Source organism: Sorangium sp. So ce128 (assembly GCF_051525245.1).
Taxonomy (GTDB): domain Bacteria; phylum Myxococcota_A; class Polyangia; order Polyangiales; family Polyangiaceae; genus Sorangium; species Sorangium cellulosum_B.
The window spans coordinates 6670337-6683440 of sequence record NZ_CP150313.1; the positions used below are offsets into that span (position 1 = coordinate 6670337).

The window sequence follows — 13104 nt, forward strand, 5'->3', positions numbered from 1 at the left end:
TCGCCGGGGTGCTTCGCCGTGAAGGCAGCCCGCTGGGCGAGCTCGCGGACATCGCCTAGCGCGGAAGGTGGGCATCGGCGGCAGACGACGTTCGAGCTCCCCGGCCCGGCGACTCTCCGGCGAAGCGCGCCGAGCGCCGCCGCTCAACCCTCATCTCAGAGCTGCGTGAAGAAACCCCAGACCTCGCGAGGATCCCGGGTCGTCGGCTGGCCGTTGTCCTTCGGCGAGGGGGTGTGATCCCCGTCGAACGCACGCCAGCGCGTGGGGTGCCCGCTCGAGCAGCCCGTGTACGAAACGCAGCTGTGCGCGCCGCTGCCCTTGCCCGGCTCGGGCGGACCTTGCGCCGCCCAGCCGCTGTCCTTCAGCGCGACATCGATCACTGGCGATCCAGGAACTCCATCAGCCACTGCATGGCCGGCCGCATCCTGTTGTCATCATACTGGATGCCGGTGTTGTCCCGCCAGGTGGTGCCGACGATGTAGCCCCACAAGGTGATGCCCTGGACCGAGGGGTGGTTCCAGTACATCGTGAACTGCTCCTCCATGATCTGCTTCTGCCTGTTGTCGTTCGCCTCGCCGATGTCGTACTCGGTGATGTACACAGGCTTGCCCAGCGAGGCGAGCCCGTCGACGAAGCCCTTCACGGTGTTGGTGTTGATCTTGTACGCGTCGTGGGCCTGCGCGCCGATGGCGTCGACCGGGGCGCCCGCTGCGATCACCGCCCGCGCGATCTTCATGAAGTTGTTGTGGTCGTTCTGGTACTCGATGTTGTTGTAGTCATTGAGGATCAGGACCGCGTTCGGGCAGAACTCGCGGGCCCACTTGAAGGAGTTGACGATCCAGTCCCAGCCGCTGGCGCCGTCGCCGCCGATGCCGTTCTTGTACGAGGGCGTGGTGTGGGGCGGCGGCTCGTTGACCACGTCGATGTACTTCGTCTTGGGGTAGCGCTCGCAGAACGACTTCATCCAGTCCCGCACGGCCGCCTGCTGCTCGTTGCCGGGGAGGCTCCCGACCCAGCTGGGCTGCTGGGAGCCCCACACGAAGACGTGGTGCTTGAAGATGATGTTGTTGTCCTGCGCGTACTTGTAGATCCTGTCGAGCTTGCTCCAGTCCTTGTTCCCGCGGCTCTTCTCGACCTCGCCCCACTTCCCCTCGTTCTCGGGCGTGATCTGGTTCCAGTAGTTCGCGAAGCCGTCGCGCACGGCGCCGCGCGTCGTGATGTTGCCGACGAACTTCCCCGTGGGCTCCGAGCCGCCGGCTCCGGTGGACGTGCTGCTCGAGGCGTCCGAACCGCCGCCGCCCTCGTTCGATCCGCCGCTGCTGGCGCTCGTCGTGCCGGCGCTCGTCGTGCCAGGGCCCGTCGTGCCGGCGCTCGTCGTGCCGGCGCTCGTCGTGCCAGGGCCCGTCGTGCCGGCGCTCGTCGTGCCGGCGCCCGTCGTGCCGGCGCCCGTCGTGGCGCTGCCGGCTCCCCCCGAGCCGCCCTCGCCACCGCTGTCGCCCCCGTCGCCGCATGCAGCGAGAGTCGCGACCCCGAGCGCGATCCACGTCGTACCGCGCAGCCATCGAGAAGAACGGTTCTTGTTCATGTTGAATTTCCGCAAGTTGAGCGATTGAAGATCGAGGTGCTTTGAGCGGCGAGCCGACAGGCGGCGGCTCGACCTCCGGAACGTCTGGACTCTTTGCTTCTTCAGGCGATGATCGGGTCGACGAGCCCGCCTTCGAGGCTCTCGTCGCCGAAGTCGTCGAGCGGGCCTCCCTGGCTGTTGGTGCATCCGACCGCCGCGCCGATCGTGTTGAGCAGCTTGTTGTTGGTGATCTTGACGTCGACGAACTGGCCGGTCTTCAGGTAGTCCGCGGCGCCGCCGGCGAGGATGTAGGGGACCTTCCGGAACCCGTGGTACTTGTCGGCGTTGTCATTGAGCCACACCGCCACGCCCTGATCGAGGAGCGTCCCCGAGCCGAGCTCGTAAGACGAGAGCCTGTCGAGCAGGTGCTTGAAGAGCCGCGCGTGGATCCGGTCGATCTGGTGGTGCAGCTCCTGCGCGCCCTCGATCGGCGGGCCCGAGGTGCCGTCGCTGTCGATGCGGTGGGAGATCTTGTGGTAGCTCTTCTGCCGCACGCCGTTGATCGTGTACTCGGTCCCGTCGTTGCCGTCGCCCACCTGGAGCGTCGCCACGCGCGTGACGCCGCACGCCATGGCGAGCGCGATGATATCCATCTGCATCCGCGTGACGGCCTCCACGTTCTCGGATCTGCCGACGTTCGGCGAGATCGCCTCCATCTCGGCGACCTGCACCTCCGGGAGCTTGCACGCGAGCGCGACCTCGATATCGCGGATGCTGTCGAAGTGGAGCTGTAGCCGCTCGCGATCGCTCTTGCTGATGTCCTTCCGGCTCATGAGCGCCTTCATCTCCCCGCGCACCAGGTCGTTGATGCTGGTGCGGCGCTCGGCCAGCGACTGCTGGACCTCGGTGTCCACGTCGGCGAGCCCGAAGAGCTTCTTGTACGCGTTGGCCGGGTTGCGCTCGGCTGCGCGCAGCTGCTTCGGCCCGCGGTACGAGAGCACCTCGTTGATGTAGCCGGACATCCTGCCCGCGTAGAGCGTCAGCGGCTCGACGCCCGCCGGGTTGAGCTCGGTCGCGATGCGGTTGTCGATCGACTCGCCCATCGCGAGCGACTCGTTGCCCGCCGGCTGGTCCGACACGCGCGCGGCCGTGAGGCACTGGTTGCCGCCGCCGGAGTGGCCGCATCCGTTGGCCTTGAACGCGAAATCCACGCCGCGCAGCAGGATGAGCTTGCTCGCGTAGTCCTTGAGCTCGCTGACCGCGCGGTCGCTGTCCCGCTCCATCGACGCGGCGGTCAGCGCGCCTGTCTCGCTGGGCCAGAACATCTCGGGCTCGTCGCCGGCCGCCTGCGCCACGCCGTTCGCCTGGCGCATGAAGATCGCGAAGGGCGGCACGTCCCCCGTGCCGGCCGAGGCGCGCCGCGGCGCGAAGGTCTCCAGGAACGGGAGCGCGACCGTGACGCCGAACAGGCCTCGAAGCACACGTCGTCGGGTGATCATGGCGCCTCCGCGGGAACGCGAGCGAGGAACGGAGTGGAGGAGACGATCTCGAGGAGGAGCTCCTTGGTCGAGGAGCCGCCGCGCGACGCCTCGCCGAGCTGCTTGACGAACGCCTTGTCCTTCACGTCCGCGTCGCGGCCGTGGGCGAACTCGAGCCAGCGCTCCGCGTAGCACGCGTGCGCCTCGCTGCTCTCGGCGAGCAGCTGGCTGAACTCGATGGCATCCGCGTACTTCCGCGGCTGGCCGCCGAGCGTGTAGACGTCGGCGGAGTTGACCGGCACCCCGTTGTCGGTCGTGCGGTATTTGCCGATCGCGTCGTAGTGCTCGAAGGCGAACCCGGCGGGGTTGATGAGCAGCCCATGGCACGACGAGCCGCACGTCCCCTTGCCCGTGTGCGCCTCGACGCGCTCGCGGTTGGTCGCCTGCTCGCCCGGCGGCAGCGAGGTCGCGTCGTCGGGCGGCGGCGGCAGCGCGGCGCAGAGGATCCTGAGGTTCACGAAGACGCCGCGGTGGATCGAGTCCGGCTGCCGCGCCGTCGCCTTCGCCGCGAGGAAGCCGAGGCGCGTGAGCAGCCCCGATCGCTCGACCTCGTCGAGCTCCACCTGCTCGAGCTCGTCCGAGAAGTCGCCCTCGACGCCGTAGACCGCCGCGAGGTGGTCGTTCACGAACGCCGTGCGCGAGGTGAGCAGCTCGGTGAGGCCCCCCTCCCTTTCGAAGACGACATGATCCACGAAGCGCTCCGCCTCGCGCTGCATGTCGTCGCCCATCTCGGGGACGAACTCGGGGTAGAGCGCCTTGTCCTTGTTGAGGTCGTGGTACTGCTCGTAATCGTAGAGCTGCCGGTGGAACGCGCGGACGACCTCGCGGGCGCGCGGATCCTCGAGCATCCTGTCCGTGAAGGCGCGGACGGCCTCGGGGCTCGAGAGCTCGCCCGCCTTCGCCGCCTCGAGGAGCTCGTCGGAGGGCATCGAGTTCCAGAAGAGGTACGAGAGCTTGGCCGCGATCTCGTGGCCGCTCAGCGGGATGAGCCCGCCCTTCGCCGGCCCGGCGCCGCGCTCGACCCGGTAGACGAAATGGGGTGACTGCAGGAACGCCTCGAGCGCCGCGCGCACGCCGGCCGCGAACGGCTCCTCGCCCTCGAAGAGCTCCTCGCCGCGACGGAACAGCGCGACATACGTGTCCCGCTCCTCGGCCGTGAGCGGGCGCCGGAACGCCCGCTCGCCGAACCGCTCGATGAACGCCTGCGCCCGCGCCTCCGGCTCGACCGGCAGGTCGGCGGGCACGATCCGGCCGAGCTTGTCCTCGTCGGCGGTCACCATCGCCGCGAGCTCCTCCGCGGCGCGCTGGTAATCGCTCCAGAGGCCCGGCGTCACCAGGAGCGCAGCTTCGTTGTTGTCGAACACGCCGCCGAGCGGATCGCTCGTGAAGGACGCCGAGAGGCCAGGGCGGTCGTCGAGGCGCAGGAGGTCGCGCACGGTGTTCTCCCACTGCGCGTGGCTCAGCCGCGGGAACATGCTGCGCTCGGCGACCTGCGGCGCCGCCGCGCCGCCCGGCAAGGGGCCGTCGCCCTCCTCGTGGGCGCCCAGAGAGCCCGTACACCCCGCGAGCAGGAGCGCCGCGGCGCAGAGCGGCGCGCCCAGCGCGCGTCTCCAGCGTGGCAGGAGGATCATCGAAATAGACGGTGGGGTCATCGTCTCTCTCTCCTGGTGAAGCGCTGGCGACCGGGCGGCCAGTTCAGCGTGGCTCTCAACGCGACTACCATCCACAGAAGCCGTGGTGTTCACTCCGTCATCGAGCGCGGCGTCGATCTTGCCTGTCGCATGGGACCCGCAGCCGTTCAACACTGGACGATTCAAACACGATCGAAACTCGTGAGCTCGCGAACGAACGCGATCACGAGAGATCGCGCGGTCTCGAGAGGGCGACCCAACGGCCTGCGGGGCGCCGATCCGCTGCCCGCGGCGCGCACCGCCGAGCGAACGGGGCCGGTGCCGACATCCATCGAAGGACGGAGGTCTCGGTCCGCGTGACGACCCACCCAAGACGAAGCAAAAGGATACCGCTCCGAAGCAATGTGAACGATCACAAGATCGATGTCAAACCCAATCGACCCACCCGCATGGTCGCTCCGGCCCGAGCGAGGACGCTGGCATGGCCGTGGGACCGTGAGGACTGGAACTTTCCGCCAGCGACACGCATGCTGAGAGCGCCGTTGCGTACGCCGAGCGACGCCAAGACGCGCGACGAGCGCGGAGGCTGCTAGCGGTCGAAGAAGTCGAAAACGTCGGGCAGCACGAGCGGAACCATGCCTGCATGGTCCGCATCGACTTCCTTGTATGTGATCGTGTAGCCGCCAGCCATCATCCAGTCGCGCAGCGCCCGGCTGCCGGTCAGGGAAGGGGTGCCGCGGGTCCCTTCCGTCACGAAGATGGGCACGTCGAGCAGCCGGTCCCACGGATAGCCCGACTCCTGGACGAAGGGGCCGGACATGGGCGCCAGAGCCGTCCAGTAGTCCGCGTATTTGCCGCCGATGTACCAGGTGCCGCCGCTCCCCATCGAGTGTCCGGTGAGGAACATCGCGCTCCGATCGATGGGGTACTCGTGCAGCACCAGCTCCAGGACGTTGATGACGTCCTTCTCGCTGAGCTCCTGGTCGCGTTCTCGCTCGGGCGTACGCATGGCCAGGAGCTTCTCCGCCTCCGCGGGTTGCCCGAACACGGCCGGCAACCGCAGGAAGTTGCCGTAGGCGCCCTGGTAGCCGAGCGGCGAGACCAGGAGAACGCCATGCTGGTCGGCCAGATTCACCATCTGCTTGCTGTTCTGATCCAGGTACGAGCTCTCGTCGTTCCCTGCGCCGTGCAAGAACATCACGAGGGGCAGCTTCGACGTCCCGTCCCAGCCATTCGGGACGCAGACGCGGTAAGGAACGTCGGCGCCCGCTTCTGGAAAGCGATACGTCCTGCGCTGGTCCCCTTTGGTCCGCCACTGCGAAGAGCCGGGATCGGCGACGGACTCGGCGAGCGCCCGCGCCTCGAGCACCTGGGTGCGCGGATCGAGCGTGGTCCCGAACGAGATGGTCACCGGCTCGAATTCGTCTGAACCGCCCTCCCCGCCCGCCCCTGCGGCGCCGCCTTCGCCGCCGGCCGCCGTCGTCCCGCCGCTGGGCGCTTCGCCGCCCGTGCCGGCGCCCGCTTGAACTCCCGCGCTGGCCGAGGCGCCTCCAGGAGCCCCCCCGCTCGGGCCGCTGGAGGCGGCGCCCGGCCCGCTGGCGCCGCCCCCGCCTTGGCCGGTGGAGGCGGCGCCGCTGCCGGCATCATCGCTCCCGCAAGCGGCGAGCGACAGCGCGCAACCGATGCAGGCCAGTGACGAAAGGAATCGACGTGTCGTCATGCTCACTCCGGGGACGAGATCAGCCCGTTCTGGACGCGCTGCCGAGCGATCGTGGCTCTCCGAGGCCTCGTGGCGCGCGACTCGATGGCTTGTTCACGGATCGCAGAAAAATGCACTGACACCAACTAAGCTCACGTCACGAGCGAGCTGCTGGCGCCCGCAGGATCCGGCGGCACCCAGCGCGATGCCTCGAGCCGTTCCACTGGACCACCGATTCGCGCATCGCGGCTCGTGTGCCTGCGCAAATACGATGTCAGCAGCAGGCCCCCGAGGGCGCACCGTGAACGATCACATTCAGGGCGTCAAACAAAATTGACCAGCCCACGGCTCTCCTCGATCCCGAGTGTTCTGGTCGGCTTCGAGCCAGTTGCGCGACGTAGTGAGGTGCCCCACCGTCCGATGGCCCAGATCGGGGAGATGGCGGCTCGCGGCCGCCTCACCGCCGTGCGGGTCGACGGCGACCACCGCGTTCGAATCGACCGGCCTTCTCTCGACACAGCGCCCACAGGCTGATCGGAGAAGACGTGGCGGAGCACGTCCGCCGCCGACGCCTCTGTTGCGCTGCGGGGCGACTGTTACGATGCCATTGGCACCCTCGTCGCACAGGCCCTCTACTGACGCGCGGCCCGGTGCCCCGCTTGACGCGCCGCTTCGTCGGAGGAGCCACGCCGGTCCTGTCGACAGGAGTTGACATCGATGATGTGAACGATCACAATGAGCAACTTGCCGCGAGCGCGGCGAGCGAAAATCCAGCGAGACGGCTTGTTTACATCAAAGTCGCGCAAGCTCGCTGAATCCCAGCTCAGCCGTCGGACTCGGATCCTTCAATCAACTGGAAACGGCCTCACGCTGCGGGCGCACCTCCTCGTGGAACGCCGCCGGTGAGGGAAAAATCGCGCCTGGGTATTCGAATGACGAACCAATCTACACTCGTTCGAGCCACATTGTTCGCGGCGTTGGCCGGCTCTTGCGCTCTCTCGGCTTGCGGAGGTGGCGCCGATGACGGCGCGAGCTCGTCAGGCGACGACCCTCACGCCGGGACGGGCGGGGCCGCCGTCTCAGGCAGCAGCAGCAGCACCACGACGGGCGGCGCCACGACCAGCGGCGGCACCACGACCGGCGAGAGCAGCGCGTCCGCGGGTGGAACGGGCGGTGAGGGAGGCACGAGCGGAACCGGCGGTTCGCCGGGAGCGGGCGGCTCGGGCGGATCGATGGGAGGCAAGGTCCCCGCGCAGCCGAGCGCGGGTTGCGACAAGGCCAATCCGCAGACGGGCAGCGCGCAGAGCCCGCTCACCGTATCGGGTCACCAGTACTACGTGAAGCTGCCGACCAACTACGACGCCGGCAAGCCGTATCCGGTGATGATCATGTTCAACCCGACGGGCAACCCGATCAGCTGGGCAGAGCAGAACGCGGGCTTCGAGGTGACCGGCCCCAAGGAAGCCTGGATCCGCGTCTACCCTCACCCGGCCAACTCCAGCTCGGGCTGGGGGGCGAACGACGTCTCCTTCTTTCAGCCGTTCTACGATCAGATCACGGACAACTTCTGCATCGACAAAGCTCGCGTGTTCGCGGCGGGCGAGAGCTCGGGCGGCGACTTCTCGAGCATCCTCGGTTGCGAGCACGCGGACAAGCTGCGCGCGGTGGGCCCGTGCGCCACCAAGAACGTACAGCAGTACCCGCTCAACGCCGACACCCGAAAGTGTACCGGGCAGGTCACGGCGGTCGTCATCCACGGAAAGCGCGACTCTGTGGTCGGGACGGACAACGGCCCGAAGACGCGCGACTTCTATACCGAGCTGAACCACTGCCAGGCGAGCACGACGCCGGTCGACGGGTACACGGACGATCTCTCGAACTGCGTCCTGGCTCAGGGCTGCGACGAGGACTATCCGGTCTACTGGTGCCAGCACGGGGACCCGAACTACCAAAACACCAATCATGGTTGGCCCGCGTTCGCGCCCAAGTTCCTCTGGAGCCTGTTCTCGACCTATTGAGAATCGTGATTGGCCCGGCGGCGCCCGGTGCATGACGCCTGCGTCAACCAGCCGGGGGGGGCGTGACGGACGACCCGCGATCACCCGAGCCCCCGGCGAGCAGAAGCTAGCGAGATGGTGTCCTTATGAGTAGATCTGTGTTTCGACTGAACGTTCTCTTCACCGTGGGCGTGGCGGCGGGGCTGGCCGCATGCGGCTCGGAGGCGGATCCCGTCGACCCCGGCGCTGGCGGCTCCTCTGGCGCATCCACGAGCGGCGCTTCCACCTCGGGAGCGACGTCGGGCGGAACGTCCAGCAGCAGCGCGAGCACGGTCGCGAGCACGAGCAGCTCTACCGGCACGGGCGGCGACTCGTCCGGCACCGGCGGTTCGACGGGCGCCGGCGACGGCGGCTCGACGGGCGCCGGTGACGGCGGCTCGACGGGCGCCGGCGACGGCGGAACGATGAACCCGGGCGACGGCGGCTCGACGGGCGCCGGCGACGGCGGAACGATGAACCCGGGCGACGGCGGCTCGGTGGGCTGCGGCAAGGCCGTGACGCGCCCCAACCCCCGTACGCAGCAGACGCTGATGGTCGGTGGGGTGACGCGCTACTACCTGATTCACGTGCCGGAGAACTACGACCCGAGCAAGCCGCTGCCGCTGGTCTTCGGTATCCACGGCCTGAACATGAACAACGTGTGGGCCGCTCACGACAACAGCGGATTCCAGCTCATCCAGGAGACAAACAACCAGGCGCTGCTCATCTACCCGCAGGGCTTGCCGGCGAACGGGCAATCCACGCCTCCGAGCACCGAATCGCAGTGGGGCACCGCTGACTCCAACTGGGGCGGTCCGCCGCCCAACGCCAATCAGGCGCGCATGACGGCCGATCTGGCGTTCTTCGATGCCATGCTGGAGCACGCCAAGACGAACTACTGCGTGGACACGAAGCGCGTCTTCGCGGTCGGGTTCAGCCAAGGTGGTTTCATGACGAACACGCTCGGCTGCCAGCGCGCCTCCGTGTTCCGCGGCCTCGCCCCGGTCGCTGGGTGGGGCCCCAACGGATCCCAGCCCACGTGCAGCGACGCCAGCGCCGCGCACGCGCTGATTCAAACGCAAGGCGACACCGACGGGACCGTGACCCCCCAGCTGGGACAGGCGACCCGAGACTTCTGGCGCGGCCGGAACGGCTGCCAGGCGACCACGATGCGGTCGAGCTTCGGCGACTCGTGCGTCGAGTACCAGGGCTGCAAGGAGGGCCAGCCGGTCGTGTACTGCACGCACCCCGGCGGTCACAACGTACCGTCCGGCGCGGGCGGGCGAGCCTGGCGCTTCTTCCAGTCGCTCAAGTGAGCTCCGCGAACCGTGGAGTGGACGCGGCCTCCCGCAGGCCGTGGAGTGAACGCGCTCTGTTCGATGCATGGATTCTCGATTTCAGGTGAACAAGACAGTCACTGGATGATGGCTGCATCGTAGCTGCGCTGAATAGCTGATTCGTCACCCGAGCTTGGTCAGGAGGCAATCATGACCCCACCGTCTTTTTTAATGACCGGCTTGCCACGCGGCAGGCGGGCGCTGGGCGCGGGGCTCTGCGTCACCGCGCTCCTGCTCGCGGGATGCACGGGCGCCTTGGGCGATCCGGATCCGGAGGGGAGCGGCGGCCCTCCTCCGGACGGCGGCGGCCCACCCACCGGCGGGGTGGCGCGCGGCATCGACATGCCGGGTGGGCCGCAGTACCACCGGTTCGTGCGCCTCACGAACTCGCAGTGGGCGCGCAGCGTGCAGGTGGTCCTGAACCTCGCCGCTCCTCCGTCGCTGTCCGACGGGTTCGAGAAGCCCGTCGCCGGCACGACGGACTTCACGAACAACGAGCACCTGCTGAGCGTGAACCAGCGCTCGTGGAGCGACTACCAATCGGCGGCGGAGGCGCTCGCCGACGAGGTGACGGATTCGGAGGAGGCGCTCGCCGATGTTTACCCGGGCACGGACGCGGCCGGCTTCATCGAAGCCGTGGGGCGCCGCGCGTACCGCCGTCCGCTGACGGACGACGAGATCGCCAGGTACGAGGAGCTCTTCGAGACCGGAGCGGCGATGTCCGGCACGAAGAGCGCGTTCGCCAAGGGCGCGCAGCTCGTGATCCGGACGATGCTCCAGTCGCCGCACTTCCTCTACCGCACGGAGCTCGGCGAGGATCGCAAGCCGCTCGACGGTTACGAGATCGCGGCGAAGCTCTCGCTCTGGCTGCGCGACGCCGCGCCGAGCGACGAGCTGCTCGACAAGGCGCCCACGCTCACGACGCCGGAGGCGATCGCCGCGGTCGCCGAGACCATGCTGGAGGAGCCCACCGCGGCCGAGGGCATGCGGTACTTCCATCGCGAGCTGCTCCACTTCGATCGCTACGCCACGATCAGCAAGCTCGGCGTGCCGAGCTACGACGAATCGTTGAACGTGGAGTACGAGGAGAGCGCGTACCTGTTCTTCGACAAGATCTTCACCGAGGGTCTCGGCGTGAAGGAGATCCTCACGTCCACCAAGGGCTTCGTGGGGCCGGGGATGGCGAGCCTCTACGGCCTTTCGCCGAGCGGGAGCGGCGTCGTGGAGCGAGACCTCGGTCCCGATCGCGTCGGCTTCTTCTCGCAGCTCCCTTACCTGACGCTGAACGCCCTGAACGACGAGTCGGACTCGATCCACCGCGGCGCCAACATCAACTTCGACGTGCTGTGCGCGCCGCTCGGCGCGCCGGCCCCCGACATTCCGCCCGTCCCGCCCCTCGAGCCCGGGCAGACGAACCGTCAACGCATCACGCGGCTCACCTCCGCCTGCGGCGGCGCGTGCCACAACCAGCTCATCAACCCCGTCGGCTTCGCCTTCGAGCACTTCGACGGCATGGGGCAATATCGGGACGAGGAGAACGGAGGCTTGCCGATCGACAGCAGCGGTGTCTACACGTTCTCCGAAGGGGCCAAGTCGTTCGCGGACGCCGGCGAGCTGATGCGCCACATGGCGGAGGGCGAGCAGGCTCACCTCTGCTACGCCAAGAAGCTCGCGAGCTTCGCGCTCCAGCGCGACGTCGTCCCGTCGGACTTGCCGCTCGTCGAGACGCTCGCCGAGGTGAGCCGCGGCGCCAGCGGCTCGGTGAAAGAGATGATGCTCGAGCTCGTGAAGAAGGAAGCATTCCGGACTCGCATGGGAGGTACGCTGTGAACCCCAAGATCGCAATGAACCTCGCTCCTCCGAACGCGGCCCACCGGCGCGGCATGAATCGGCGCGCGTTCCTGCGCGCGGGCGGCGTCGCCATCGCCCTTCCGTTCCTCGAGGGTCTGCCGTCGCGCTCCGCCTGGGCCGCGGACAGCACGCCCGTGTTCAGCCTCTACATCGTGGCGGCGTGCGGCGTGGTGGGCAAGAAGTTCTTCCCGGACGAGACGGGTCAGCTCACGACCGACGGGCTCGCCGCCATGACGGACAAGGCGACGCACGTGCTCGCGCCTCACGCCCCGAACCTGCTGTTCATCCGCGGCATCAACTTCCCGATGGGAGGGCCCACCAACTGCGGCCACGCGCAGGGCCTGTGTCAGGCGCTCACCGCGCGCCCGGCGCAGGGCGGCGGCAGGACCGCAGCCTCGACCGGCGTGTCCGCGGACGTGGTCGTCGCCCAGCTGGTCAACGAGGGCGGCGCCGAGCCGCTCACGCTTTACGCCGGCAACCGCAAGAACGGGTACATCGCCGAGCGCATCTCGTTCAAGGGCAGCGGCTCCGGACAGGTGCGTTCCGCGGACGACAACCCGTACACGCTCTATTCCAAGCTCGTCGGCCTGACGAGCAGCGGCGGCGGTAGCAGCAGCGGCGGGCAGGTCGCCGAGGAGCTCATCCGCAGCCGCAAGAGCGCGAACGACTTCGTGCGCGAGGAGCTGAACAGCCTGATGCGCATGTCGGCGCTGAGCTCCGCCGACAAGCAGCGCCTCGAGCAACATTTCGCCGCCATCCGCGACGCCGAGGTCACGATGGGCGAGATGGCCGGAGCCTGCAGCCAGGCCGGCCTCTCGACGTCGGAGCTCGAGGCGCTCGAGGGCGGCTTCGCGTTCAAGACGAACGGCATGATAGAAGACGTCGCGAAGCTCCATCTCGAGCTCGTGGCGCTGGCGTTCGCCTGCAACTTCAACCGCGTGGCGACGCTGCAGCACGGCGACGGCACGGATCAGACGAAGTATGCGGTGCCGGCGAACGAGAAGCTCGGGTGGCCCTTCCACCACATCAGCCACCGTGTGCAGTCGGACGCCTCTTCGGGCAGCAACCCGACGGCCGAGCAAGCGCACGCCGAGATCGACGTGCTCCGCATGCAGACGCTGCTCCACGGCCTCGATCAGTTCAAGGCGCGCGGCCTGTTCGACAAGTCCATCATCCTGTGGACGAACCACGTGTCGGACGGCCCGTCGCACAGCTTCCGCGACGTTCCGACGATCATCGCCGGGAGCGGCGGCGGCTACCTGAAGCAGGGTGCTTTCATCGACGCCGAAGACGCCACGAACAACCGGCTCTTCAACGGCCTCATCGCCGCCGCCGTTCGGGACAAGACCGAGTGGACGGAGAACTTCGGCGAGGGCAAGGGCTCCGGGCCCATCGACGGCATGCTCGCCTGAGCGGCATCGCCGGCGGTGCGCCTCCCTGGATTCGGC

The 13104-nt window shown here is 68.3% G+C and carries 10 protein-coding genes; 4 read left to right on the forward strand and 6 right to left on the reverse strand.

Features of this window, described 5'->3' with window-relative positions:
- Positions 1–155: 155 nt before the first annotated feature.
- The 6 genes from WME82_RS25190 to WME82_RS25215 all read right to left on the reverse strand — a co-directional run bounded on the left by WME82_RS25190 (position 156) and on the right by WME82_RS25215 (position 7618).
- Complete coding sequence (locus WME82_RS25190) at positions 156–380, reverse strand: hypothetical protein (protein ID WP_437849323.1); 225 nt, start codon at positions 378–380, stop codon at positions 156–158.
- The gene (locus tag WME82_RS25195; protein WP_437849325.1) at positions 377–1585 is read right to left on the reverse strand and encodes an endo-1,4-beta-xylanase; all 1209 of its coding nucleotides are present in this window, start codon (positions 1583–1585) and stop codon (positions 377–379) included. The genes WME82_RS25190 and WME82_RS25195 overlap by 4 nt, the downstream gene beginning before the upstream one ends.
- A gap of 101 nt (positions 1586–1686) precedes the next feature.
- Positions 1687–3063, reverse strand: a complete 1377-nt coding sequence (locus tag WME82_RS25200) for a DUF1552 domain-containing protein (RefSeq protein ID WP_437849327.1) — start codon at positions 3061–3063, stop codon at positions 1687–1689.
- Positions 3060–4754, reverse strand: coding sequence for a DUF1592 domain-containing protein (locus WME82_RS25205; RefSeq protein WP_437849329.1), 1695 nt, complete (start codon positions 4752–4754; stop codon positions 3060–3062). Before WME82_RS25205 ends, WME82_RS25200 begins: the two co-directional genes overlap by 4 nt.
- Before the next feature lie 568 nt (positions 4755–5322).
- The gene (locus WME82_RS25210; protein ID WP_438037375.1) at positions 5323–6453 is read right to left on the reverse strand and encodes a hypothetical protein; all 1131 of its coding nucleotides are present in this window, start codon (positions 6451–6453) and stop codon (positions 5323–5325) included.
- Positions 6454–7483: 1030 nt separating this feature from the next.
- The gene (locus tag WME82_RS25215) at positions 7484–7618 is read right to left on the reverse strand and encodes a hypothetical protein (protein ID WP_438037376.1); all 135 of its coding nucleotides are present in this window, start codon (positions 7616–7618) and stop codon (positions 7484–7486) included.
- A gap of 46 nt (positions 7619–7664) precedes the next feature.
- Here WME82_RS25215 and WME82_RS25220 point away from each other — a divergent pair, with 46 nt between their 5' ends.
- The 4 genes from WME82_RS25220 to WME82_RS25235 all read left to right on the forward strand — a co-directional run bounded on the left by WME82_RS25220 (position 7665) and on the right by WME82_RS25235 (position 13068).
- The gene (locus WME82_RS25220; protein ID WP_437849335.1) at positions 7665–8450 is read left to right on the forward strand and encodes an alpha/beta hydrolase family esterase; all 786 of its coding nucleotides are present in this window, start codon (positions 7665–7667) and stop codon (positions 8448–8450) included.
- A 137-nt stretch (positions 8451–8587) separates the two neighbouring features.
- Positions 8588–9784, forward strand: coding sequence for an alpha/beta hydrolase family esterase (locus tag WME82_RS25225; RefSeq protein ID WP_438037377.1), 1197 nt, complete (start codon positions 8588–8590; stop codon positions 9782–9784).
- 192 nt (positions 9785–9976) lie between these two features.
- Entirely contained in the window at positions 9977–11635 is a 1659-nt protein-coding gene (locus tag WME82_RS25230) for a DUF1592 domain-containing protein (RefSeq protein ID WP_438037378.1), read from the forward strand.
- Complete coding sequence (locus WME82_RS25235; protein WP_438037379.1) at positions 11632–13068, forward strand: DUF1552 domain-containing protein; 1437 nt, start codon at positions 11632–11634, stop codon at positions 13066–13068. Before WME82_RS25230 ends, WME82_RS25235 begins: the two co-directional genes overlap by 4 nt.
- Positions 13069–13104 lie beyond the last annotated feature (36 nt).

What these genes read in the sequence shown, in the direction of transcription:
- WME82_RS25195 (WP_437849325.1), bottom strand. Translation starts at nt 1,585, where the DNA reads ATGAACAAGAACCGTTCTTCTCGATGGCTGCGCGGTACGACGTGGATC.
- WME82_RS25200 (WP_437849327.1), bottom strand. Translation starts at nt 3,063, where the DNA reads ATGATCACCCGACGACGTGTGCTTCGAGGCCTGTTCGGCGTCACGGTC.
- WME82_RS25205 (WP_437849329.1), bottom strand. Translation starts at nt 4,754, where the DNA reads ATGACCCCACCGTCTATTTCGATGATCCTCCTGCCACGCTGGAGACGC.
- WME82_RS25210 (WP_438037375.1), bottom strand. Translation starts at nt 6,453, where the DNA reads ATGACGACACGTCGATTCCTTTCGTCACTGGCCTGCATCGGTTGCGCG.
- WME82_RS25220 (WP_437849335.1), top strand. Translation starts at nt 7,665, where the DNA reads ATGGGAGGCAAGGTCCCCGCGCAGCCGAGCGCGGGTTGCGACAAGGCC.
- WME82_RS25230 (WP_438037378.1), top strand. Translation starts at nt 9,977, where the DNA reads ATGACCGGCTTGCCACGCGGCAGGCGGGCGCTGGGCGCGGGGCTCTGC.